Raw genomic sequence first — 23,290 nt, 5'->3', positions numbered from 1 at the left:
TCTTTGCTAATGTAAATAGTGGAAGTATCACTAGTACCTTAGGAGGAATTGACAATGGCTTTTGAATTACCGAAATTACCGTACGAATATGACGCATTAGAGCCTCATATCGACAAAGAGACTATGAACATTCACCACACGAAACACCACAACACGTATATCACGAACGTGAACAACGCTCTTGAAGGACATTCGGATCTTTCTTCAAAGTCTGTTGAAGAACTTATCGCAAACTTGGATGCTGTTCCTGAAGACATTCGCACAGCAGTTCGTAACAACGGTGGAGGTCACGCAAACCACTCATTGTTCTGGGAAATCCTTTCTCCAAATGGTGGCGGCCAGCCAACAGGTGCGCTTGCTGAAGCAATCGACAGCAAATTCGGTAGCTTTGATGCGTTCAAAGAAGAGTTCGCAAAAGCAGCAACTACTCGTTTTGGTTCAGGATGGGCTTGGTTATCAGTAGCAAACAGGGAAATTGAAGTTTCTTCAACTCCAAACCAAGACTCACCAATCATGGAAGGCAAAACTCCACTACTAGGTTTGGATGTATGGGAGCACGCTTACTACTTGAACTACCAAAATCGTCGTCCTGACTACATTTCTTCTTTCTGGAATGTTGTAAACTGGGATGAAGTGTCAAAACGTTACGAAGCAGCAAAATAATACAGTACGACCACAAACTTCGGTTTGTGGTTTTTTTTCGGTTTGTTGAAACATTTTCATCTAGTTAGACGTGTTATACTTGTAAGCGAGGTGCACGTAATGAAAAAAGCTAAACAACAAACTAGAAGTTCCAAATCAAAACAAAGAGCCCATTTAATCTTCCGGATGAATATTTTGTTTTTCACAATTTTTCTTCTGTTCACAGCATTGATCTTCAGGTTAGGCTATTTACAGATAGTAAAAGGAGAAGATTACTCGCGAATACTCGCACGAACGGAAGAAGTTCCTGTTAATACGAGCGTCCCGCGTGGTCGCATCTTTGATAGTCAAGGGCGTATTCTGGTCGACAATCAAGCAGAACGTGCGATTACATACACGAAGATGCAAACAACAACAGGTGACGAGATGTGGGGAATTGCTGAGCAGCTTGCCCAGTTAATTGAAAAAGAAACGTCCCAAATTACGAAAAGTGACTTACAAGATTATTGGTTACGAAAAAATAAAGACGACATGTATCGCTATGTAGATAAGGATGAGCAAGATGCAATCGAACAAGATGAGACGTTGACGAATCCTGAAAAATCGCGTCAGATGAATCGCTTGATTCGAGATAGTATTCCAGAGGCAGAACTTGAATCCTTTACAGAGCAAGAGCTTGAGAACATCGCGATTTACCGTGATATGGTTTCTGGGTATGCATTATCTCCTCAAATTATTAAAGGAGAAAATGTGACGGTAGAAGAGTTTGCACGTGTTTCTGAGCGCTTGAACGAATTGACAGGCGTTAACACAACAACAGACTGGCGCCGTGTACGAAACTCAAACCTTGCCATTTTAGGAACAACTACACTACCAAAAGAGGGGATTCCTCGCTCGGATTTAAATCACTACCTTGCACGCGATTATTCTCGTAATGATCGAGTAGGGCGCAGTTATGTTGAGCAACAATATGAAGAAATATTACAAGGTCAAAAATCTGTAGTAAAGAATATCACAGACGGTAAAGGCCGAGTAATTGATACGCAAACTGTATATGAAGGGGACCCAGGGAAAGATCTTGTACTTTCAATTGATACGGAAGTGCAAGCTAAACTCGAAGAGATTGTGACGCAGCGGCTTCTTGAAATGAAGCGAAATTCAGGGACACGTCATTTAGATCGTATGTTCTTTACAATGATGGATCCGAATACGGGTGAAGTTATTGCAATGGTAGGTAAAATATTACGACGCGATCCCGTAACTTCAGAGTTTGCACGCGACCCACAAACGGGTGGTTATATTGTAGATGACTATGCATTCGGTACGTTTACTACTGCATATGAAGCTGGTTCTACTATTAAAGCAGGAACGCTGCTAACCGGTTACCGTGAAGGTGCGATTCGACCTGGTGATGTAAAAGTGGACGAACCGATTCTGATTGCTCAAGATAGACCGAAAACTTCTGTATTTAATCGAACGGGTCGAATCTCTATGAATGATATAACAGCTATTGAGCGTTCATCCAATGTATATATGTTTAAAACTGCTTTTACATTAGCAGATGAAGTGTACCGACCACGCCAATCCATTAACTTTAATTTTGACGCCTTCACGAAAATGCGAAATGGTTATGCTCAACTAGGTTTAGGAGTTCCGACGGGTATTGATCTTCCTGGTGAAGTCTCAGGTTACAGTAATTCTGATAATGACGAGGCAGGGAAATTGCTCGATTTAAGTATTGGGCAGTATGATACGTATACACCACTTCAATTAACGCAATATATTGCAACATTAGCGAATGGTGGAAAACGAATACAACCAAGAGTTTTAAAAGAAATTCGCCAGGCTTCTGAGAATGGAGTGGAAATGGGTGTATTAGAAAGAGAAATTCAACCCACTGTGTTGAATATCTTAGAAAATACCCCATCCGAAATTGAGCGGATGCGTTCTGCGATGCGACGTGTTTACAGCGGGTCTGCAGGAACGGCACGTGGATCATTTGCAGATTTCAAATATGACGGAGCAGGAAAAACCGGAACTGCTGAAACATTTGCATACGATCCAGTTCAAAGAACACAATTTCCAACAGTTACACTTTCTCATGTAGGCTTTGCTCCTTATGATAATCCTGTGGTTGCATATTCTACAATGATTCCATGGGCTTCGACTCGTGATGTCTATGAAACAAATACATCCACACCACTAACACGAGAATTAGTCGATGCGTATTTTGAAATTATGGAGCGCCGAGCAGGAGAAGAGAAAGTCGATTCTTTGTATCCACAAATCATTCCATCCATTTCTGAAGATGCGATTGACGAGGAAGATGAATCGTAAAATAGAAGTACTATATTTTAAGCACATTCTTTTGATGAACTTCAAAAGAGTGTGCTTTTTTATTGTTTAAATTAAATTGAGCCGGATGATTAGTTTCCATAAAATCATTTGGGGCGTTAATGACGAGATCTCGGTCGCTAATGGATAGAGTACGGTCGCTAAATGAGCTCTCTCGGTCCTTAATTGGCACATTACGGGCGTTAAATGCCGAATTCTTAAGTCCTTACTAGCAAGATCTTAAGTAATCATCTGAAGTTGAATCTGGCTCTTTCAACAAGTATTCGACTTCGAACGAAATCGAGTTGCGCCTCCTAGAAATCCCGCAAGTAGCCATCGCGGCCCATGAAGCAAAGTGCGCTTCACGGTCCACGCTGTCATCTTGCACAATTTCTGAACAGTCGGCTCCACATCTAAAAGGTCATTTACAATTTCTTTACAAGACGTTCATTTCTACTCAACAAAGTCTTGATAAAGTTACTAGTGTAAGAAAAAAACAAGAAAACGTAGGGGGACACACCTGATGAAGAACTGGAAATACTTTATGGGAACAGCAATGCTTGGATCTGCACTTATTTTAGGAGCGTGTGGAGACGAAGCTGCGGAATCAGCAGAAGGTACAGATACAACAGATACTGGTAGTGAAGAAGCAGTCGTTGAAGGTTCAGTAGTAGGAGATGGTTCATCAACAGTAGCGCCAATCCTAGAAGCACTAGTTGAAGAATATTCTGCACAAAGTGAAGTACAAGTAACAGTTGGTGTATCAGGAACAGGTGGAGGATTTGAGAAATTTATCGCAGGAACTACAGACTTCTCAAACGCATCTCGTCCAATCAAAGATGAAGAAGCAGCAAAATTAGAAGCAGCAGGAATTGACTTTACAGAATTCCTACTTGCTTATGACGGATTAACGGTAGTAGTAAACAGTGAAAATGACTGGGCATCTGATTTGACTGTAGAAGACTTGAAGAAGATTTGGGTAGAAGATGGCACAACAAAAATGTGGTCAGATATCAACCCTGAATGGCCTGAAGAAGAAATCGTGTTCTATTCACCTGGTTCAGACTCAGGTACTTACGATTACTTCAATGAAGTTATCTTAGAAGATGCTGACATGGTTTCAGCTGCAACTCTTTCTGAAGACGATAACATACTTGTACAAGGTGTACAAGGTGACGTCAATGCAATTGGATTCTTCGGGTATGCGCACTACCTAGCGAACCAAGATACAATTTCTGCAGTGAGCATTGAGGGCGTTGAGCCAAACAACGAAACAATTGAATCTGGTGAATATTCACCACTATCACGCCCACTCTACACATATGCGAGCAACGCAGCTATTGCTGAAAATCCAGCAGTATATGACTTTATGAAATATGTGATTGAAAATGCAGGAGCAATGGCTGAGGCTGTTGGGTATGTAACTGCACCACAAGAAGAGTATGACGCAGATATGGAAGCACTTGAAGCTTTAAAATAATCACTGTTTATACGTGAAGAACAAGAGTAGCGTCTTGCTACTCTTTTCTTCCGTCTAGTTGGAAAAGGGGGATCACGATGGCTGAGCAACGTCCATCTGTTCAAGAGATGATTGCAAACGCAGGAGCAAAGCGAAACCGGAAAACACTTGAAAAAGCAATACCGGTTGTCCTTTTCATCATTGCAGCAATCTCTGTACTAACTACATTAGGTATTGTATTTACACTAATAGTTGAAACATTTATCTTCTTTACAGAAGTACCTTTCTTCTCTTTCTTATTTGGTACAGAGTGGTTACCATTCTCCAATACAGAAGCGCGATTTGGGATATTGCCCCTCATTGTTGGTACTTTAAAAGTAACATTCATAGCAGTAATTGTAGCAGTGCCACTTGGTCTATCGGCAGCTATCTACTTAAGTGAATATGCAAGTGATACTGCTAGAAGAATTATTAAGCCAATTCTAGAAGTACTTGCGGGTGTACCAACAATCGTATATGGCTACTTTGCATTAACATTTGTTACTCCAGTGCTTCAGCAGTTTATTCCTGAACTGAAGATCTTCAATGCAATCAGCCCTGGTATCGTAGTGGGTATCATGATTATTCCAATGATTGCTTCTTTATCTGAAGATGCGATGAGCGCAGTACCGAACAGCATTCGTGAAGGTGCACTTGGAATGGGATCAACTCGTCTTGAAGTGGCACTGAAGATTGTTCTTCCAGCTGCCCTGTCTGGAATTTTAGCATCGATTGTATTAGCGATGTCACGCGCAATTGGAGAGACAATGATTGTATCTCTAGCAGCAGGGTCAACGCCTCGATTTGATGGTCAATTCACAGACAGTATTCAAACCATGACAGCTTACATTGTGCAAGTAGCAACAGGTGATGCTGGGTATGGCACAACAATCTATTATTCCATTTACGCAGTTGGGTTTACATTGTTCTTGTTCACACTAGTGATGAACTTGTTAGCACAACGAATTTCAAAACGTTTCAGAGAGGAGTATTGATATGCGCTATATGAACAATGAAGCCGTGATGAAAAAGATGAATTCACGTAAAATCGTCAATCTTATCTTCAAAGGCATCTTCTTATTTGCGACAATACTCGCTCTTATGACGCTTGCTGTGCTATTTTATCGAATTTTATCTCAAGGAATCGGCTATCTCTCTTGGGATTTCTTCAACAACTTTGCCTCACGCTTCCCAGAAAAAGCTGGTATTAAAGCGGCTTTAATTGGATCGATTTGGTTGATGGCTGTTGTCGCACCTGTTTCGATGTTCTTAGGTATCGGTAGTGCAATCTATCTAGAAGAGTATGCCAAGAAAAACAAAATCAATGATTTTATTCGAGTCAATATTTCAAATTTAGCCGGCGTACCTTCTGTTGTATTCGGTTTACTTGGTTTAACGATTTTCGTTCGTGCGCTTGCGCTTGGAAATAGTGTATTAGCAGCTGGATTTACAATGAGTCTTTTAATACTACCGGTGATTATTGTGGCATCTCAAGAAGCTATCCGTGCTGTTCCTAGTGAAGTGCGAGCAGCTTCTTATGGAATGGGAGCTACAAAGTGGCAGACGATTACACGCGTCGTATTGCCAAGTGCAATACCGGGGATTTTAACAGGTTCTATTCTTGCATTATCTCGAGCAATTGGAGAAACAGCTCCACTAGTCGTCATTGGAGTTCCCGTCATTATTCAGTTCTTGCCGAGTGGTGTGTTCGATACATTTACCGCACTTCCTATGCAGATCTATGACTGGGCGAAGCGTCCACAAGCGGACTTCCAAAACGTTGCTTCTGCCGGGATCATTGTTTTGATGTCTGTTCTATTGTTAATGAACTCTGTGGCTATATTAATACGTAATAAATTCCAGAAGCGTTACTAGACGCATCGGAAAAGGGGAGACTATACATGGTACAACAAATTGATAAAAAGCCTGAAACAACTCAAATTGTCTATGATACAAAAGGTTTGAATCTTTGGTACGGCACGAATCACGCTTTGAAAAATATTGATTTGTCAATTTACGAAAATGAAGTGACAGCGATTATCGGTCCATCTGGATGTGGGAAATCGACGTATATAAAAACGCTAAATCGTATGGTGGAATTAACACAAGGTGTAAAAACATCTGGCGAAATTCACTACCGCGGTCGCAACATTTTTGATAAGGATTACACAGTTGAAGAACTACGTACGAAGGTTGGAATGGTATTCCAAAAACCAAACCCATTCCCGAAGTCAATCTATGACAACATTGCCTATGGTCCACGTATCCACGGTATTAAAAACAAGAAAATCTTAGATGAAATTGTCGAGAAAAGTTTACGTGGCGCAGCGATCTGGGATGAAGTAAAAGATCGTCTATCTACAAATGCTTACAGCTTGTCGGGTGGTCAACAACAACGAATCTGTATTGCACGTGCACTAGCAATCGAACCAGATGTCATCTTGATGGACGAGCCTACTTCTGCCCTAGATCCGATCAGTACTTTAAAAGTAGAAGAATTGGTGCAGGAATTAAAGAAAGATTACTCAATCATCATCGTCACGCATAACATGCAACAAGCAGGACGAATTTCAGACAAGACAGCATTTTTCTTAAACGGGGAAGTTGTTGAATACGATGAGACAAATGTGATTTTCTCAAATCCATCTGATCAACGTACAGAAGATTATATTTCAGGTCGATTCGGCTAAGGGGGCTATTCACATGGTAGTAAGAGAAATGTTTGATAACGAATTAAAGAATTTACACCAAAAGCTCATTCATATGAGTCAACTTTCAATTGAACGTCTTAGTGAATCTGTAGATGCACTTGCAAATCATGATGTCGCGCTGGCGAGTAAAATTAAAGAAGCAGATGCGGAGATTAATAAACTCGAGGAAGAAATTAATGATGCGGTCATTTTAACGATAGCTAGACAGCAACCTGTTGCTACAGATTTGCGACGATTAATGGTCTTAGTGAAGATTGCTGGAGATATGGAGCGAGTCGGGGACTATGCAGTCAACATTGCGAAAGAGACGGAACGCATCGGTTCACAAGAGCATTTAACTCAATTGCCTAAAATTCAAGAGATGAAAGACAAAACCGTGTCTATCTTACGTCTGACATTAGATGCATTTATCGCAGAAGATGTTGAACAAGCGCAAACTATTGCGAAGCTCGATGACGAAATTGATAAAATGTACGGTGAACTGATTCGTGACTTGTTAGGGTCTGGTGTATCAAGTCCAGACCAGCTTCCACAAATCACACAACTTGCCTTTATCTGTCGCTACTTAGAGCGTTCAGCAGATCATGCAACGAACATGGCAGAGCAATTGCTGTACCTTCGCAAAGGAAAGCACATTGATTTAAACTAAAATTATTTCAATCCAGTGCAGACTCTATGGAACCAATAGAGAATGCACTGGTTTTCCTTTAGAGTAAAACAAGAGTTCATCAAAATAATTTAGTGAAAATGACTAGATTTTATATTTCATTGTGATATAATAGGTAAGTCGTATAAATCAGCTCAAAATGATTTTAATACATCCTTTATAGAGTGGGAGGGACTACAATGCGCGTTAATATTACTCTTGCATGCACAGATTGTGGAGAGCGTAACTACATTTCTAAAAAGAACAAACGTAACAATCCAGAGCGTTTGGAGCTTAAGAAATATTGCTCTCGTGAAAAGAAAATGACTCTTCACCGTGAAACGAAATAATAACTGATCAACCAAAATCCCCGCTCGGATTTTGGTTTTTTTAAAAAAATAATACCACATCATTCACTCATCTGGTCTTGATCAGATGAGTGTTCTTCTTGAAGGGAGTTGCAGGAAATGAAACGACAGCTGCGAATAGATGTATTGAATCAATTGCAAAACTTATCAAAAGAAAACCATGCTAAAAAAAGTACATTCCTTCATCAACATGTTTGGCAGTATATAAAAGATAAGTCTGTACAGTCTGTTGCCGTAACCATTTCCTCATACCCTGAAGTTGATACAAAACGTTTGATTGAATGGCTGTGGGAAGCAGAAAAAGATGTGTACGTTCCGAAAAGTGACTTTTCTACACGACAGATGAAGTTTATAAAGATCACCTCATGGAATGATGTTAAACCTGGCTTTAAAGGGATCTTAGAGCCAATTGAGAGCAGTCCTGAATCTACAACATTTGATTTAGTTATAGTTCCAGGAGTGGTCTTTTCGAAAGATGGATATCGTATCGGTTTTGGTGGAGGTTTTTATGATCGTTTTTTAGAAGAGTACAAGGGAGAAACGCTTTCTTTGGCATTTGAAACCCAGCTCCGAGATGCCGTGCCGTATGAAAGCCATGATATCCCCGTGAAGCATCTCGTTTTACAAGATGGTATTTTTGATACAAGTAGGTGAACAAAGTGGAATCATTTTATGACGTCCAGCAGTTATTAAAGAAATTTGGTATTTTTGTTTACACAAAGGATTTACAGGCAGATGTAGATCTTATGGAATTTGAGCTGTATGAATTGCACAGTTCGGGTTTGTTATCGACTGATGACTATATTAAAGCTAAGCTAATTATTCGAAATCGCGTATCAAAAGGGATATAAATACATGAACGATTTACAATTGACTATGACTTTTGGTGTAAAATTTATAAATTTTGAAACTAATTAGGACTAAATCCGTCTAATAGAGGGTATTATATTTACGTTATGTAAAGATTTTATGGAATATGTGAAGAGTATCCACATATATTGAAGGAGGAGTGGCCATGAAAAAACGGTCTACACATTCTTTACTATTTGCTGCAATAGTATTGACTTGGTTAAAAACATTTACTGTTTATCATACAAGTTTTGACTTGAAATTAGAAAACATCATGCAGCAGTTTATTTTATTTTTAAATCCATTAAGTTTTATTTTAGTGTTCTTTGGTCTTTCTTTGTTTTTCTCTAAAGAAAGTAGCCGTCGTCGATTTATCTTGGCTGGAGCAACAATTTTATCTATTGTTCTTTACGCAAATGTAGTGTTCTACCGATTCTTTACTGACTTTATTACACTACCCGTTTTGTTCCAAACTAGTAACTTCGGAGATCTCGGAAGTTCTGCAAAAAATAGTATTTATTTCACGGATATCTTTTACTTCGTAGATGTCATCTTGTTGTTCGTAATTGCTCGTAAACTCAAGAAACAAAATACAGAAATTGTGCAAAAGCAAATTCACCGGAAGGCATACTTTGTGTTTGCTGCTGCAATTTTCTTTCTAAATTTAGGGCTTGCAGAGATTGAACGTCCACAGTTATTGACGCGCAGCTTTGATCGTGAAATGCTTGTTAAAAATATCGGCACATACAACTACCACATCTATGATGCGTATGTGCAATCAAAATCCCAAGCGCAGCGTGCATTTGCTGATGGTAGTGAACTTGTAGAAGTGAATAACTACGTCCGAGCAAATCATGTGGATAGCCCTTCACCTCTTGAAGGAATTGCAAAAGATAAAAATATCATCGTGGTTTCAATGGAGTCGATTCAAAACTTCGTAATTAATGAAGAAATGAATGGAGAAGTTATTACACCATTTCTAAATGAATTGACGCAAGATCCGGATACGATGTATTACTCAAATTTCTATCATCAGACAGGACTTGGAAAGACATCTGATTCAGAATTTATCGTTGAAAATTCACTTTATCCACTTGGTGGGGGAGCGGTATTCTTCACGCATGGTGGAAATACGTACAACTCTCTTTCTGAACGTTTAGGTGAAAATGGCTACCATACATCTGTAATGCATGCCAACAATAAAAGTTTTTGGAACCGTGATATGATGTATCAATCTCTTGGCATTGAAAAATTCTTTGATATTGATAGCTACACGATTGAAGAAGGTCAAGCGGTCAACTGGGGAATGAAAGATATTCCATTCTTTGAACAGTCTGTGGAATTGATGAAAGACATTCCACAACCGTTCTACACACGTATGATTACATTAACAAATCACTATCCATTTACATTGGATGAAGAAGATAAATTTATTCCAGAGTATGATTCTAACTCTGGAACACTAAATCGTTATTTCCAAACAGTGCGCTACATGGATGAGTCACTTCGTATATTGTTTGATGAGTTAAAAGCAGCTGGTTTGTATGAAGATTCAATCATTGTAATGTACGGTGATCATTATGGTATTTCTGAAAACCATAACCGTGCAATGTCTCAATATCTAGGGGAAGAAGTTACTCCTTACGTTTCTTCAGGCCTTCAAGAGGTACCTCTATTCATCCATATCCCAGACAGTGGAATGGGTGGAGAGAAAACAGATATCGCAGGTCAAATCGATTTACGCCCAACAATTTTACACATGGCTGGAATTGATTCGTCTAAGGATATTCAGTTAGGTACTAACTTGTTTGCAGAAGATCGTGAACAGAAAGTAGTTTTCCGTGATGGAGGTTTTACTACAGAAGATTTCGTTTTCACGAAAAACACATGTTATGATGCGAAAACAGGCCTTGAAATTGAAGCTGTAAATTGTGAAGAACAAGCAGCAGCTGCCAACCAAGAATTAAATTACTCGGATCAATTGATCAATGGAGACTTATTACGATTCTATAATCGTGAGACAGGCCAGTTATTAATTGATGAGGGTTCAGTAGAAGAGCCAGTAGAAGAACCTGTAGTAGAATAAAAGAAGTGGACCAGTACCTTACTTGATTAAATTCAAGATAAGGTGCTGGTTTTTTATTTTGGAAATCCCTCCACCCAGAACGCCATTTCCTGGGTGGGTTTCCCCGAGCCTCCCCACGTAAGATGAAAGAAGAGCACTTTCATCTTCGTTGCTGGGTCTCGTGAAAACCCAAATGGCCCGGGAAATAACGTCCTGACCTCCGGGATTTCCTATAAGGGGCCTGTCACCTATAAAAAATTGTCGGCATCAAACTGAACGAACGTTCATCGGATGAACACGTAATTTATTCTGCACTAATCAGGATTTCTTCTACTGAAACTGATTTTTCTTCTACACTAACATTGATTTCTTCTACCGAAGTACTATTATAGAAACTAATCCAAAACTCAGACCTGATTTCTTAAGGGCCTTACTACTAAAATCTTATGACTTTCGCAATCGACAAGTGAAGGTAGTGAGTTCCCGGGGAATCAGAGTATGGCGGAGACCCCGCAGTGGAGGCGAGAAGTGCAAGCTTCTCGTATGCCAAGAGGAGGCTCCGGTATGCTCCCCCTGGAACTCACTGCCATAGCGCCAGAGATTGAGTCGACTTCACATCTAAATAAACAAAAAAGCCTCCCCTAATCGGGAGGCTAAGTTGCTCATGCATGCATGAAATTAGTGTAATCCTGGTGGATATCCTTGGAAGATAACCGTCGCAACCGAAAAGAAACCAAATACTAAAACAGTTGCGGCATTAAAGAATACGCCTAAGAAATTTCTTTCTTTAAACGCTTGGTACGTTCCAACGATAGCTAAGATCGTTGTTAAACCAAAAATAACGATTAATAAGTTCATGGATGACACTCCTTTCGACATCAGAAAATGAATGCCGTAAACAAATATTCCTCTTTTATTTTACGTTGTTCCTGCGCATTTGTCGAGTAGGATTCATGACATTTGTTTGAACGTTCGGTTACACTAAGTAGGAGGTGAAATTATGACAACGATTCGAAGATTACCACTCGGACCCATTCAAACAAATTGTTATATCGTACGAAAAGGAAATGCCGCACTCATTATTGATCCAAGCGACGAACCTGCAAAAATTACGCAAGCACTTGAACAATCTAATGTACGCCCTATCGCTATTCTTTTAACGCATGCCCATTTTGATCACATTGGAGCTCTTCAGGCGATGGTTGATACCTATTCGATTCCTGTGTATTTGCATAAAGCAGAAGAAAAATGGCTGTCTGACCCAATGAAAAATGGGTCAGGAAAATATGCTGAGCTTCCAAATGTAGAAGTAGCAGTCGAAATCACACCTGTTAGCGAAGGGAATTTAACACTTGAAGGATTTGAAATTGACGTACTTGAGACACCAGGCCACTCTCCAGGGAGTGTCAGCTATTCATTTAAAGAGCATGGGTTTGTTGTGAGTGGGGATGTATTATTCAGAGGGAGTATCGGTCGTACGGACCTTATCGGCGGCGATTTAAAACTCTTAATGCAATCAATTACACGTAAGCTTGTTGAATTACCAGAAGATACGGTTGTATATTCCGGTCATGGTGAAGAGACAACGATTCAACAGGAATTAGATACGAATCCGTTCCTAAACGGTTTTTAAATAAAAAAGACCAGAGTCTCGATAAGAGAATCTGGTCTTTTTTGGATTAGTGACTTGCTCCTGGTACGTGAATGAATGATGCGTAGTACGTAAATCCTGCAAAGAAAAACATGAGGTACGCACCGAAGATATACATATACATACGTTCAGATAAGTTCAAGAAACCAAGAAGAAGAAATAATCCGGTGTTTGCTAACATGATCAATGAAGCTGGAACCATATCGCCAAGGTAGAACATGACAGAGAAAATACCTGTCCAAAAAGCCATTACTTTATACATATTGCCCATCATAATTAGAGTCCCTCCTTTTAACGGCAGACGAATCACACTCTTATTATAATGTATTGGACAAACGAATGTAAACAGAATCTCACCTCGAAATGACAATGACAAGATGTTGTCACATCTTGCCCTCATTTAATAAAGTTCTGATAATTCAGAAATAATGCTAGACAGACAATTTTGTTTAGGTATACTAAAACTACATTCTGGTGGCGATGCAGGATGTACTGGAGAAAAGGAGCTAGCTTTGTCTGAACTAAATCCAATTGAAAAGAAGAGCAAAGAATTGCTTGAAAAAGCGATTTTATTTGAAGCGTCAGATCTTCATTTTATACCTATAGAAAAAAGTTATCAGCTGTTGTTCAGAAGAAATCAACAAATGTTCGATGCCGGTAAAATCCCCCATGCATTCGGTGATCGAATTGTTACGTACTTCAAATTTTTATCCTCACTTGATATTACCAATAAGCGAAATCCTCAAAGTGGTGCATTTGAAATGCCCTTCGAATCTTTATTTTACAATTTCCGTGTTTCTACCCTATCGTCTGTTTCCAAAAGAGAGAGTATGGTAATTCGCATTGCCAAACCAAATGTGAGTGTTCCTATTGATGAAATTAGTTTAAGTGCCTCACAAGCAGTCCAATTACGTGAAATTGTCGCGTCACGACAAGGCTTGGTTTTGCTAATAGGTCCTACTGGCTCTGGGAAATCTACGACGATGTATGCTCTAACGAAGTATTGCTCCAATGAACTGGCACGCCACGTGATCTCTTTAGAAGATCCTGTTGAAGTTAGCCAAGACTATTTATTACAAGTTCAAGTCAACGAAGGCGCAGGTCTAACCTATTCTGCTGGACTCCGAGCGATACTACGGCATTCTCCAGATGTCATCTTAATAGGTGAGATACGTGACAAAGAGACAGCTAAAATCGCAGTGGAGGCAGCTCTAACTGGCCACCTAGTAATCTCAACAATTCATGCGAAAGACGCAATCGGTGCGATTTACCGTTTACTTGATTTAGACGTAACGCTTGAAGAAATCAACCAAGTTTCGCGCGCATATATCTCTCAGCGTCTGTTACTGCGTAAACAGGTGAAGCATGCACTAGGTGCGGTATACGAAATTTTAGAGACAGATGACATCCAATCCTTGGTTGTTTCAATTCAAAATGGGCAGCGCCCAACAATTCCTCATGACTTATCACTTGCCTATCAAATTGAACATGCGGTTCGAGAGTAAGTGATGCATCCACAGGCACAGGCGGAACTTTTGGATAAACTGGCTGTGACGATAGAGGAAGGGATCTCGAGTACAGATGCCCTGTTTATACTTACACCATTTTACTTATCTTCTGATAAAGTCGATGAATTAAAACGACTGTTTGAAGAAGGGGGTGAGTTATCGATGGGTTTTCACTATCTTGGTTATTCCTCTGCTATTGTAGAATCTATCAAACTAGCGGAAGTTCACGGCCAAATGAGTCGCATTTTTAAAGTGACGGCGCATAATTTACGTGTCCGATACAACTTAAAACAAAAGGCAATCCGGACCCTTAGCTACCCAGTCGGACTATTGCTCTTCATGTCTCTGTTATTTGTTGTCTTCAAATTATATTTCCTTCCGATTTTTCGTCCAATTATTGAACGTGCAAATCCAGAAGCTGTGACCTATGTAGAGATAGTCTTTTCTTTGCCATTTTATTTTATAACTGGAGCCGCTATGTTGTCCGTCATGATGGCGGGTGTAATAGGGAGTATGAGAAGAAAACCCAATACCCACCGCTTTCGACAATTCCGTATTATCCGAAAGTACCAAAACGAGCTGACTGGATATATGCTATCAAAAGACTTGAGTATGTTACTTGAAAGTGGATTTACCATTGCGGAATCACTTCGCTACATGGAGTCCAACCGTTCAGAACTTTTAAAGTCATCGGCAACTGCTACGCTCTTTCATCTGAATAGTGGTCATTCATTTTCAAAAGCTATGCATTTATCTGGGTGGTTCACAAAAGCATTGATTCGTTATGTGGAATATGGCGAAATCCATGGTTATATTGCGAAGGAACTTGAATTGTTTCAAGAGTTTACAATGGATACTCTTGAGCGAAAAGTCACAAAAGCGATTGCGATAATGCAACCAGTCTTATTTTTAGTATTGGGCGCTTTAGTGGTGAGTGCCTATTTATCGTTAATGTTACCGATGTACAATCTACTATCACTTTAGGAGGAATTCAATATGAGATGGCTTAAAAATCAAAAAGGTTTTACTTTAGTAGAAATGATGATCGTTTTATTGATTATTTCTGTATTATTGCTTGTGACAATTCCTAATATCGCACGACAAACCGCGACGATTGATGAAAAGGGATGCGAGGCCTATCGTACGATGCTTTCTAGTCAAATCGAGTCTTATAAACTCGAGTTTAAGAAAAAACCAGACCTTGCTGACTTACAATCTGAGGGATTTGTAAAAGAGGGACCATTGGTTTGCCCAGACGGTACAGAATTAACGATAGCTGCAGGTGTAGTTAACAATAAGTGAAGCGTATGAAGAATGAGTCAGGTTTTACATTTCCGGAAGCACTCGTTGTATTACTCATTGCTACACTAGTACTTAGTTTTTCAATTCTATACAGCTATCGAACTTCTATAAAACTAGAGGAAACGCAATTCTTCTTACTCCTGAAACAGGATATTTTGTCTGCGCAAGTCTCCTCCATCGAGCAAAAACGTCCTTATGCCGTAAATTTTTCTTCCGCACAAAACGTTTATACAATACATTCGGGAATGAATGAGCTTAAACGAGTCAAGTTTCCTGACAGTGTTAGGTTTAAAGATACCTCTTATTTATCAATCATCCAATTTACTGCGGATGGATCAATTACTTCCTTTGGGACCGCAATCTTTGTAACTTCAAAAGGAGATAAGACCATTACGGTTCATATTGGGAAAGGGAGGGTGCAGCTTGAATGAACGCGGATGGAGTACAGTAGAGGCGCTTGCTGCATTTAGCTGTTTGTTAGTGTTGATTTTCACGACCGTTCCATTAGTGACTGCGATGACTGAAAATCTTGCTGCCTCAAAATTCGATTATTTCACTACTTTAGCGGAATATGAATTGGTTGGTAAATCAGAAGGGAGACTTGTTTTAGATGATGAAATCTATACAAGTTATTGGAAGGGAGAGACGTGGTGCATTGCCAAAAATGGAGAGGAACTCTCTTGCCGAGAATAAAAAGTGAGAAGGGATTTACACTAGCAGATCAGCTCTTGCAAATTTTGGTGCTAGGTCTCACCACTACACTTTTGTTAGTTTTTTCTGCGGTACTAGCAGACTATGTAAAAAATACGGAGAGTGCGGAGCATCAGGAATTTGATCAATTCTGGTTGGAATTTACGCAATTGATTCATTCCAGCAGCCACGTTAGTCCGCACTTTTCTTCGTGTTCCTTAAACATCGTGCAACAAACAACAGTGCATCGCTATGAAAAAGTAGGTACACGGATTCGTAAATCTAAGAACGGGGCAGGAAATGAACCGATGCTGTTGAATGTCTCGTCCTGCACAATAAAAGTAGATGAAAATAAAGTTGTACTCTCTGTGGAGTTGCTGTCTGGTGAAACGTTTAAAAGGGAGACTTATCGAGATGTTGCATTCTAGAGGGTATATCTTGCCACTCACCTTATTAATTGTTCAACTACTTCTCGTAGCCATGTTGTTTGGATCGGCGCATTACCTCGCTCAACTCAACTTTTATGATTCTCTGGAAAAAATCTATAGGGAGAAGGCAGAGCAGCGGTGGATAGTGTATACTGAAAAAAACAAATCGAAGTAAATGAGTGAGTGTAGTGAAAAAAGTCTACTTGATCGGCTTTATGGGCTGTGGAAAAACGGCAATCGGAAAGCGACTGAGCTTCGCACTTCGAATACCCTTTTATGACATGGACAAAGAAATCGTCAAACAACAAGGCATGTCCATTCCAGAAATTTTTGAACGATATGGAGAAGCCCATTTTCGAAAGCTCGAGACCGAATTTTTGGCAGGATTTAGAGATGAGTATTGTATAATCTCTACCGGTGGAGGTGCGGCTATAGCAGAAGAGAACAGGAAGCTTATGCGAGAGACAGGACTTGTATTGTTTTTAAATGCAGTGTTTCCAGATATTTGGATGCGAATTCACCGCGACAAAAATCGTCCGATTGTCCAGCGCAGTACTCGTGAACAAATTGAAAAATTGTACAACGAAAGGCTTCCTTTTTACAAAAAAGCAGCCCATATTGTCATTCGAACCGAAGGAAAAACGTTGCGACAAATAACAGAATACTGTGCATTTCAAGTAAATCGTCTAAAAGGCGAACATTAATTACTTGTTTTCGGTATGTAGTTCGTGTATAAACTCAAAAATAGAAAAAGATTGCGTTTTCAATACGTGAATGTTAGGATGTAGGTATTGAAAACAGCATAAATTGCGGATGAAGGTACGGGGAGAGAACGCATTTTGCGTCGCCGAAGGAGCAAATGTCTAGTACATGAATCTCTCAGGCAAAAAGACTCGGACTGGACGCACCTCTGGAGAGAGCTAAACACTAGCCACCAAAGAAGATAAGCCTATGGCAAAACTTTCAGGTAACAGGACAGAGACCCACGAAATTGGGTTTCTGTCTTTTTTTTATGCGAAAAATTCACAATACTATGAATTCAACTGAGGAGGAATAGATTTGAAACGTACACCTTTGTATGATTTGTATGCTGATTACGGAGCAAAAACGATTGATTTTGGTGGATGGGACCTTCCTGTGCAGTTTTCTAGCATTAAAGAGGAGCATGAAGCTGTCCGTACAAAAGCAGGCTTATTCGATGTTTCCCATATGGGAGAAGTCTGGATCACTGGGGCAGATAGTGAAGCATTCATTCAAAAGCTTGTCACGAACGATATCTCGAAGCTCGTACCTGGTAAAGCGATGTATGCGGCGATGTGTTACGAAGACGGCGGAACAGTCGATGACTTGTTAGTGTATAAATTTGATGATGAAAAGTATTTGTTAGTCGTCAATGCATCCAATATCGACAAAGACGTAACTTGGATGAACGAGCATGTCTCAGGCGACGTTCATATTGACAATCAATCGGATGACTGGGGGTTACTTGCACTCCAAGGTCCAGCAGCTCAAGAATTCCTTCAAAATTATACAGAAACACCTCTAGCAGACTTAAAATTCTTTACGTTTGTTGAGGGACAAGTCGATGGTAAAGACGTTATCATTTCTCGCACAGGGTATACGGGAGAAGACGGTTTCGAGCTATATGCAAAAAACGAAGTACTTCCTGATTTATTTACAACTCTTTTATCTTCAGGTGAAGTCGTACCAGCAGGTTTGGGAGCACGTGATACGCTGCGTTTTGAAGCATGTTTACCTCTTTATGGTCAAGAATTATCAAAAGATATCTCACCACTTGAAGCTGGAATTGGCTTTGCGGTTAAAACAGCGAAAGAAGATTTCATTGGAAAAGATGCAATTGTCGCAAAAGGCAAACCACGTAAACTTGTCGGTATCGAAATGATCGATAAAGGAATTCCTCGTCACGGATACAAAGTATTCGTTGGAGACGTAGAGGTAGGCGAAGTGACAACAGGTACACAATCGCCAACTTTAAAGAAAAACATCGGTCTTGCCCTCCTAAAGGCTGACTATACGGAACTCGGTCAAGAGGTTGAAGTTGAAATTCGTAATAAGCGTCTAAAAGCAGTGACTGTAGCAACGCCATTTTACAAGCGACAAAAATAAAAGGAGCGATCCAGTTATGATCAAACACCGTTACTTACCAATGACTGAGCAGGATCAAAAAGAAATGCTCGAAACAATTGGAGTATCTTCTATTGATGAGTTATTTTCTGATATCCCTGAAAAAGTTCGATTCAAAGGGGAGTACAACATCAAACCTGCAAAATCGGAAACAGCGTTACTAAAAGAGTTAACAAAAATGGCTGCAAAAAATGCAGACAGCCGACGTTACGCATCGTTTATCGGAGCAGGCGTCTACGATCACTTCAAACCAACGATTGTCGACCATGTGATTTCTCGCTCTGAGTTCTATACGGCGTACACACCGTATCAGCCAGAAATTTCACAAGGTGAATTGCAAGCAATCTTTGAATTCCAAACGATGATTTGTGAATTGACAGGGATGGAACTTGCGAACTCTTCTATGTATGACGGCGGAACTGCACTTGCAGAGGCTGGAAATTTAGCGGCAGGCCACACACGTCGCAAAAAGATTTTGATTTCTGAAGCTGTACATCCGGAGTACCGTGATGTTGTAAAGATGTATGCGCACGGTCAAAATATTGCTGTTGAAGTTGTTGCACAGAAAGACGGGAAGACAGACCTTGCAGCATTAAAAGAGCAATTATCAGATGAGATTGCAGCCGTAATGGTTCAATATCCAAACTTCTTTGGCCAACTTGAAGACATGCAAGCTATTTCAGACATGACGCACGAACACGGTGCACTATTCGTGAGCTCTTCCAACCCACTCGCATTAGGCGTGTTAACACCACCAGGTAAATTCGGTGCGGACATTACAGTTGGAGATGCGCAAGTGTTTGGGATTTCTGAAGCATTCGGAGGACCACACTGTGGATACTTTGCGGTTTCGGGGAAATTGATGCGTAAAGTGCCAGGTCGCTTAGTTGGTGAAACGACTGACGATCAAGGACAACGTGGCTATGTATTGACACTTCAAGCGCGCGAACAGCATATCCGTCGGGATAAAGCGACATCAAACATCTGTTCAAACCAAGCATTGAATGCATTAGCTGCAAGTGTTGCAATGACCGCTCTTGGAAAGCAAGGCACAAAACATATGGCGATTCAAAACATCGCGAAGACAGCATACGCGAAACAAGCTTTTGAAGCAGCTGGATTCAAAGTAGTATTTGATGGGGCACACTTCAACGAAATCGTTGTGAAACTACCAGGCAGTGTAGAAGGTTTGAATGTTCATCTACTAGAAAAAGAAATTATTGGTGGACTACACCTAGGCACATATTATAAAGATCTTCAAGATCACGTACTAGTTGCGGTAACTGAGCAACGCACGAAAGAAGAAATCGATGCACTTGTGCAGGAAATGGGGGCTTATTATGCATAAAGATAACCAACCCTTGATTTTTGAACTATCCACTGAAGGCCGAATCGGCTATAGCTTGCCAGATTTAGATGTACCAGAAGTTGATCTTTCTTCTCTTCTGCCTGAAGGTATGTTGCGCGCGGAAGAAGCAGAGCTTCCAGAAGTATCAGAGTTAGATATTATGCGTCATTACACGGCACTTTCAAATCGAAACCACGGTGTAGACTCAGGTTTCTACCCACTTGGTTCATGTACGATGAAATACAACCCGAAAATCAATGAGAGCGTTGCGCGTTTCCCTGGATTTGCAAACGTTCACCCATTGCAAGATGAATCATCTGTTCAAGGTGCAATGGAATTGATGTACGACCTTCAAGAGCATTTGATTGAAATTACGGGTATGGATGATGTAACACTTCAACCAGCAGCTGGAGCTCACGGAGAGTGGACTGCTCTTATGATGATTCGTGCGTTCCACGAGTCAAACGGTGATCACCATCGTACAAAAGTAATTGTTCCAGATTCAGCGCACGGAACAAACCCAGCATCAGCAACAGTTGCGGGCTTTGAAACAGTAACTGTTAAATCAGATGAGTTCGGTCTAGTGGATTTAGAAGATCTACGCCGCGTGGCGGGTGATGACACAGCTGCGCTTATGCTGACAAACCCGAACACACTCGGATTATTTGAAGAGCATATTTTAGAAATGGCGAGCATCATTCACGGTGTCGGCGGAAAGCTTTACTATGACGGAGCAAACTTAAATGCGGTTATGTCAAAAGCACGCCCTGGCGACATGGGCTTCGATTGTGTTCACTTGAACTTGCATAAAACATTCACAGGTCCTCACGGTGGTGGTGGTCCAGGTTCTGGTCCAGTTGGCGTGAAGAAAGATTTGATTCCGTTCTTGCCAGCACCAGTCCTTGTGAAAAAAGATGACCGTTACACATTTGATTACGACCGTCCACAAGCAATCGGACGCGTAAAACCGTTCTACGGAAACTTTGGAATCAACGTACGTGCATACACGTACATTCGTTCAATGGGGCCAGACGGGCTAAAAGCGGTAACAGAATATGCCGTATTAAACGCAAACTATATGATGCGTCGTTTAGAGCCGTTCTTCGACCTTCCATACAACCGCCACTGTAAGCATGAGTTTGTACTAAGTGGTCGTCGTCAGAAGAAACTGGGTGTACGTACACTGGATATGGCAAAACGCTTGCTTGACTTTGGCTATCATCCGCCAACAATCTACTTCCCGTTAAATGTAGAAGAGGGAATGATGATTGAGCCGACGGAAACAGAGTCGAAAGAAACGTTAGATGCATTCTGTGATGCATTGATTCAAATCGCAAAAGAGACAGAAGAGAATCCAGAAATGGTGCAAAATGCGCCACATACGACGGTGATCGGTCGTCTAGATGAAACGAAAGCAGCGCGTAAGCCTGTGTTGCGATATTCAAAGTAAGATGTGGAGAACGCCACTCGTGATTTTGCGAGTGGCGTTTTATTTTGTGCGTTTGGCAATTGTGTCTTAAGATTCGATGGATAAATGGAAAGATTCAGTGGCTAAGTCGAAAGATTCGACGGTTATTTCCTGACGTTCACCACTTCCTGGTATTATGGAAACTATTTCGCGCATCTTTCTAAAATCACCCAAGACCTTACCATTTAAATCATTAATCAATAAAAAACAGAATCCACTCTAAAAGGAAGAGTAGATACTGATTTCATTAACGATTTATTTGGATTTGATCTTACCTGTCCACTTACGGAAGCCGCCCTCTAACTGATAGAGCTGGTCATATCCGTTCTTTTTAAGTGTCAGTGCTGTACGGGCGCTGCGAGCACCGCTTTGACAGTACAAGTAAACGGGCTTGTCTTTGCGAATTTCTTTCATACGCGTACGCATTTGACTTGCAGGAATATTACGGGCACCTAGAATATGACCACCGTCAAATTCCTTTGGTTCACGTACATCGATTAACTGCGCTTTGCGATATCCCTGGATAAATTCATCCTGAGAGAGCGTCGTCACAGATTTCTTCATTTTCATTCCAGTAAAGAATGTGTAAATCCCAAACACAATGATGGCACCTAAAATACCTAAGACGATTTCTAACAACTTCATTACTCCCTTCTCTATTTCTATTATAATGTAGTAGTGTAGAGAGATTCAATGATAAACGGAGGCAATTCAATGACAAACACTTGGTATTTCCTTGATTCCGGTAAACAAGACGCCGCATACAACATGGCTTTAGACGAAGCGCTGCTTGAATGGCATTCGGAAGGACTCATCCCACCTATCATTCGCTTTTATCAATGGCAACCTGCTGCATTATCAATTGGCTATTTCCAACGGGTGGAACGCGACATCAATTTGCAGGCTGTAAAAGACATGGGACTTGATTTTGTAAGAAGACCCACAGGAGGACGCGCAGTATTACATGAAGATGAACTGACGTACAGCGTCATCGTCTCAGAAGACTACCCGGACATGCCTAAGACGGTAACAGAAGCGTACCGCGTGATTAGTGAAGGTATTTTACAGGGGTTTCGCAATCTCGGAATGCGGGCACAATTTTCTATTCCTAAAACGGAAAGCGATCGTGAGTCCTTAAACCAGCCAAAATCAGCTGTCTGTTTCGATGCGCCGTCTTATTATGAATTGGTTGTGGAGGGCAAGAAAGTTGCGGGATCTGCACAAACACGTCAACGTGGCGTGATTTTACAGCATGGAGCAATTCTTGTAGATTTAGACGAAGAAAAATATATTAACTGTTTTTCTTATAGTTCTGAAGACCACAAAGAAAAAGTGAAAAAGAGCTTAGGGCAAAAAGCTATCTCAATCAACAAAATAGTATCAAATCCGGTAACGGTTGATCACTGCATTCCCGCTTTCCGTGATGGCTTTGAATCGGCTCTAAATATTCACCTCACTTCTTTTTCTCTTGATGAACAACAGCAAGCATATGTGAAGAATCTAGCTGCATCAAGGTATCGCTCACCAGAATGGAATTTTAGAAAATAATCGCCACTTCTGGGCTATGGAATTCCACCGAAATAGGTTCAAAGTTTCATATTTCGAAAGAGGTAAGTTCAAACTAGACATTCAATATA

The 23,290-nt window shown here is 40.6% G+C and carries 26 protein-coding genes and 1 riboswitch; of the genes, 23 read left to right on the top strand and 3 right to left on the bottom strand.

What is annotated here, in order from left to right; translation table 11 throughout:
• Window positions 1-54 precede the first annotated feature (54 nt).
• From ACF3OH_RS07400 to ACF3OH_RS07350, 11 genes are all read left to right on the top strand, one after another.
• On the top strand, window positions 55-663 hold the full coding sequence (locus ACF3OH_RS07400) for a superoxide dismutase (protein WP_392453890.1): 609 nt from the start codon (window positions 55-57) through the stop codon (window positions 661-663).
• A gap of 99 nt (window positions 664-762) precedes the next feature.
• Window positions 763-2,979 (top strand): peptidoglycan D,D-transpeptidase FtsI family protein, encoded by a 2,217-nt coding sequence (locus tag ACF3OH_RS07395; protein WP_392453889.1) that lies wholly within the window; start codon window positions 763-765, stop codon window positions 2,977-2,979.
• Window positions 2,980-3,499: 520 nt separating this feature from the next.
• Window positions 3,500-4,456 (top strand): PstS family phosphate ABC transporter substrate-binding protein, encoded by a 957-nt coding sequence (locus ACF3OH_RS07390; protein WP_392453888.1) that lies wholly within the window; start codon window positions 3,500-3,502, stop codon window positions 4,454-4,456.
• A 77-nt stretch (window positions 4,457-4,533) separates the two neighbouring features.
• Entirely contained in the window at window positions 4,534-5,469 is a 936-nt protein-coding gene (gene pstC, locus ACF3OH_RS07385) for a phosphate ABC transporter permease subunit PstC (RefSeq protein WP_204589340.1), read from the top strand.
• A gap of 1 nt (window position 5,470) precedes the next feature.
• On the top strand, window positions 5,471-6,349 hold the full coding sequence (gene pstA / locus ACF3OH_RS07380; RefSeq protein WP_204589339.1) for a phosphate ABC transporter permease PstA: 879 nt from the start codon (window positions 5,471-5,473) through the stop codon (window positions 6,347-6,349).
• A 26-nt stretch (window positions 6,350-6,375) separates the two neighbouring features.
• Window positions 6,376-7,164, top strand: coding sequence for a phosphate ABC transporter ATP-binding protein PstB (gene pstB / locus ACF3OH_RS07375; RefSeq protein WP_392453887.1), 789 nt, complete (start codon window positions 6,376-6,378; stop codon window positions 7,162-7,164).
• A gap of 13 nt (window positions 7,165-7,177) precedes the next feature.
• On the top strand, window positions 7,178-7,834 hold the full coding sequence (phoU, locus tag ACF3OH_RS07370; RefSeq protein ID WP_204589337.1) for a phosphate signaling complex protein PhoU: 657 nt from the start codon (window positions 7,178-7,180) through the stop codon (window positions 7,832-7,834).
• 197 nt (window positions 7,835-8,031) lie between these two features.
• Window positions 8,032-8,181 carry a 50S ribosomal protein L33 gene (rpmG, locus tag ACF3OH_RS07365; RefSeq protein ID WP_053588882.1) on the top strand — a complete coding sequence of 50 codons (150 nt, stop codon included), beginning with the start codon at window positions 8,032-8,034 and terminating at the stop codon, window positions 8,179-8,181.
• Window positions 8,182-8,298: 117 nt separating this feature from the next.
• Window positions 8,299-8,853, top strand: coding sequence for a 5-formyltetrahydrofolate cyclo-ligase (locus ACF3OH_RS07360; protein WP_392453886.1), 555 nt, complete (start codon window positions 8,299-8,301; stop codon window positions 8,851-8,853).
• Window positions 8,854-8,858: 5 nt separating this feature from the next.
• Complete coding sequence (locus ACF3OH_RS07355; RefSeq protein WP_342525433.1) at window positions 8,859-9,050, top strand: YqgQ family protein; 192 nt, start codon at window positions 8,859-8,861, stop codon at window positions 9,048-9,050.
• 164 nt (window positions 9,051-9,214) lie between these two features.
• Window positions 9,215-11,134 carry an LTA synthase family protein gene (locus tag ACF3OH_RS07350; RefSeq protein ID WP_392453885.1) on the top strand — a complete coding sequence of 640 codons (1,920 nt, stop codon included), beginning with the start codon at window positions 9,215-9,217 and terminating at the stop codon, window positions 11,132-11,134.
• 657 nt (window positions 11,135-11,791) lie between these two features.
• Here the strand turns inward: ACF3OH_RS07350 and ACF3OH_RS07345 are convergent.
• Window positions 11,792-11,971 (bottom strand): DUF2759 domain-containing protein, encoded by a 180-nt coding sequence (locus tag ACF3OH_RS07345; protein WP_204589333.1) that lies wholly within the window; start codon window positions 11,969-11,971, stop codon window positions 11,792-11,794.
• A 142-nt stretch (window positions 11,972-12,113) separates the two neighbouring features.
• Here ACF3OH_RS07345 and ACF3OH_RS07340 point away from each other — a divergent pair, with 142 nt between their 5' ends.
• The gene (locus ACF3OH_RS07340; protein WP_392453884.1) at window positions 12,114-12,746 is read left to right on the top strand and encodes an MBL fold metallo-hydrolase; all 633 of its coding nucleotides are present in this window, start codon (window positions 12,114-12,116) and stop codon (window positions 12,744-12,746) included.
• Between the two features lie 46 nt (window positions 12,747-12,792).
• Here the strand turns inward: ACF3OH_RS07340 and ACF3OH_RS07335 are convergent, their stop codons facing one another.
• Window positions 12,793-13,035 (bottom strand): DUF2626 family protein, encoded by a 243-nt coding sequence (locus ACF3OH_RS07335; protein WP_204589389.1) that lies wholly within the window; start codon window positions 13,033-13,035, stop codon window positions 12,793-12,795.
• Between the two features lie 241 nt (window positions 13,036-13,276).
• Here ACF3OH_RS07335 and comGA point away from each other — a divergent pair, with 241 nt between their 5' ends.
• The 10 genes from comGA (at window position 13,277) to gcvPB (ending at window position 21,635) form a co-directional block, all read left to right on the top strand.
• Window positions 13,277-14,269 (top strand): competence type IV pilus ATPase ComGA, encoded by a 993-nt coding sequence (comGA, locus tag ACF3OH_RS07330; protein ID WP_392453883.1) that lies wholly within the window; start codon window positions 13,277-13,279, stop codon window positions 14,267-14,269.
• A 3-nt stretch (window positions 14,270-14,272) separates the two neighbouring features.
• Window positions 14,273-15,256 (top strand): type II secretion system F family protein, encoded by a 984-nt coding sequence (locus ACF3OH_RS07325; protein WP_392453882.1) that lies wholly within the window; start codon window positions 14,273-14,275, stop codon window positions 15,254-15,256.
• A gap of 12 nt (window positions 15,257-15,268) precedes the next feature.
• Window positions 15,269-15,574, top strand: a complete 306-nt coding sequence (gene comGC, locus ACF3OH_RS07320) for a competence type IV pilus major pilin ComGC (protein ID WP_204589329.1) — start codon at window positions 15,269-15,271, stop codon at window positions 15,572-15,574.
• Between the two features lie 5 nt (window positions 15,575-15,579).
• Window positions 15,580-16,005, top strand: a complete 426-nt coding sequence (gene comGD / locus ACF3OH_RS07315; protein WP_392453881.1) for a competence type IV pilus minor pilin ComGD — start codon at window positions 15,580-15,582, stop codon at window positions 16,003-16,005.
• Window positions 15,998-16,267: a hypothetical protein gene (locus tag ACF3OH_RS07310; protein WP_392453880.1), complete on the top strand. Its 270-nt coding sequence runs from the start codon at window positions 15,998-16,000 to the stop codon at window positions 16,265-16,267. Before comGD ends, ACF3OH_RS07310 begins: the two co-directional genes overlap by 8 nt.
• Window positions 16,255-16,692 carry a competence type IV pilus minor pilin ComGF gene (locus ACF3OH_RS07305; RefSeq protein WP_392453879.1) on the top strand — a complete coding sequence of 146 codons (438 nt, stop codon included), beginning with the start codon at window positions 16,255-16,257 and terminating at the stop codon, window positions 16,690-16,692. Before ACF3OH_RS07310 ends, ACF3OH_RS07305 begins: the two co-directional genes overlap by 13 nt.
• A 188-nt stretch (window positions 16,693-16,880) precedes the next feature.
• Window positions 16,881-17,396 carry a shikimate kinase gene (locus ACF3OH_RS07300; protein ID WP_392453878.1) on the top strand — a complete coding sequence of 172 codons (516 nt, stop codon included), beginning with the start codon at window positions 16,881-16,883 and terminating at the stop codon, window positions 17,394-17,396.
• A gap of 109 nt (window positions 17,397-17,505) precedes the next feature.
• A riboswitch (glycine riboswitch) is annotated at window positions 17,506-17,597 on the top strand.
• 148 nt (window positions 17,598-17,745) lie between these two features.
• Window positions 17,746-18,819, top strand: coding sequence for a glycine cleavage system aminomethyltransferase GcvT (gene gcvT / locus ACF3OH_RS07295; RefSeq protein ID WP_392456730.1), 1,074 nt, complete (start codon window positions 17,746-17,748; stop codon window positions 18,817-18,819).
• Between the two features lie 19 nt (window positions 18,820-18,838).
• Window positions 18,839-20,185: an aminomethyl-transferring glycine dehydrogenase subunit GcvPA gene (gene gcvPA, locus ACF3OH_RS07290; protein ID WP_392456728.1), complete on the top strand. Its 1,347-nt coding sequence runs from the start codon at window positions 18,839-18,841 to the stop codon at window positions 20,183-20,185.
• Window positions 20,178-21,635: an aminomethyl-transferring glycine dehydrogenase subunit GcvPB gene (gene gcvPB, locus ACF3OH_RS07285; RefSeq protein ID WP_392453877.1), complete on the top strand. Its 1,458-nt coding sequence runs from the start codon at window positions 20,178-20,180 to the stop codon at window positions 21,633-21,635. Before gcvPA ends, gcvPB begins: the two co-directional genes overlap by 8 nt.
• 273 nt (window positions 21,636-21,908) lie before the next feature.
• On the opposite strand, the gene ACF3OH_RS07280 is transcribed toward gcvPB, so the two are convergent.
• Window positions 21,909-22,298: a rhodanese-like domain-containing protein gene (locus tag ACF3OH_RS07280; protein ID WP_204589323.1), complete on the bottom strand. Its 390-nt coding sequence runs from the start codon at window positions 22,296-22,298 to the stop codon at window positions 21,909-21,911.
• A 69-nt stretch (window positions 22,299-22,367) separates the two neighbouring features.
• On the opposite strand from ACF3OH_RS07280, the gene ACF3OH_RS07275 reads away from it, so the two are divergent.
• Entirely contained in the window at window positions 22,368-23,201 is an 834-nt protein-coding gene (locus tag ACF3OH_RS07275; RefSeq protein ID WP_239584762.1) for a biotin/lipoate A/B protein ligase family protein, read from the top strand.
• The last annotated feature ends 89 nt before the right edge of the window (window positions 23,202-23,290 follow it).

The sequence above is a fragment of the Chryseomicrobium aureum genome, assembly GCF_043182735.1.
Lineage (GTDB): Bacteria > Bacillota > Bacilli > Bacillales_A > Planococcaceae > Chryseomicrobium > Chryseomicrobium aureum.
The sequence above is the reverse complement of the archived record's forward strand: the minus strand, read 5'-3'. Positions and strand labels throughout refer to the sequence as shown.

Excerpts from the sequence above, each read along its gene's own strand:
- ACF3OH_RS07400 (WP_392453890.1), top strand. The coding sequence starts at position 55 with ATGGCTTTTGAATTACCGAAATTACCGTACGAATATGACGCATTAGAG.
- ACF3OH_RS07395 (WP_392453889.1), top strand. The coding sequence starts at position 763 with ATGAAAAAAGCTAAACAACAAACTAGAAGTTCCAAATCAAAACAAAGA.
- ACF3OH_RS07390 (WP_392453888.1), top strand. The coding sequence starts at position 3,500 with ATGAAGAACTGGAAATACTTTATGGGAACAGCAATGCTTGGATCTGCA.
- pstC (WP_204589340.1), top strand. The coding sequence starts at position 4,534 with ATGGCTGAGCAACGTCCATCTGTTCAAGAGATGATTGCAAACGCAGGA.
- pstA (WP_204589339.1), top strand. The coding sequence starts at position 5,471 with ATGCGCTATATGAACAATGAAGCCGTGATGAAAAAGATGAATTCACGT.
- pstB (WP_392453887.1), top strand. The coding sequence starts at position 6,376 with ATGGTACAACAAATTGATAAAAAGCCTGAAACAACTCAAATTGTCTAT.
- phoU (WP_204589337.1), top strand. The coding sequence starts at position 7,178 with ATGGTAGTAAGAGAAATGTTTGATAACGAATTAAAGAATTTACACCAA.
- rpmG (WP_053588882.1), top strand. The coding sequence starts at position 8,032 with ATGCGCGTTAATATTACTCTTGCATGCACAGATTGTGGAGAGCGTAAC.
- ACF3OH_RS07360 (WP_392453886.1), top strand. The coding sequence starts at position 8,299 with ATGAAACGACAGCTGCGAATAGATGTATTGAATCAATTGCAAAACTTA.
- ACF3OH_RS07350 (WP_392453885.1), top strand. The coding sequence starts at position 9,215 with ATGAAAAAACGGTCTACACATTCTTTACTATTTGCTGCAATAGTATTG.
- ACF3OH_RS07345 (WP_204589333.1), bottom strand. The coding sequence starts at position 11,971 with ATGAACTTATTAATCGTTATTTTTGGTTTAACAACGATCTTAGCTATC.
- ACF3OH_RS07340 (WP_392453884.1), top strand. The coding sequence starts at position 12,114 with ATGACAACGATTCGAAGATTACCACTCGGACCCATTCAAACAAATTGT.
- ACF3OH_RS07335 (WP_204589389.1), bottom strand. The coding sequence starts at position 13,035 with ATGGGCAATATGTATAAAGTAATGGCTTTTTGGACAGGTATTTTCTCT.
- ACF3OH_RS07325 (WP_392453882.1), top strand. The coding sequence starts at position 14,273 with ATGCATCCACAGGCACAGGCGGAACTTTTGGATAAACTGGCTGTGACG.
- comGC (WP_204589329.1), top strand. The coding sequence starts at position 15,269 with ATGAGATGGCTTAAAAATCAAAAAGGTTTTACTTTAGTAGAAATGATG.
- comGD (WP_392453881.1), top strand. The coding sequence starts at position 15,580 with ATGAAGAATGAGTCAGGTTTTACATTTCCGGAAGCACTCGTTGTATTA.
- gcvPB (WP_392453877.1), top strand. The coding sequence starts at position 20,178 with ATGCATAAAGATAACCAACCCTTGATTTTTGAACTATCCACTGAAGGC.
- ACF3OH_RS07280 (WP_204589323.1), bottom strand. The coding sequence starts at position 22,298 with ATGAAGTTGTTAGAAATCGTCTTAGGTATTTTAGGTGCCATCATTGTG.
- ACF3OH_RS07275 (WP_239584762.1), top strand. The coding sequence starts at position 22,368 with ATGACAAACACTTGGTATTTCCTTGATTCCGGTAAACAAGACGCCGCA.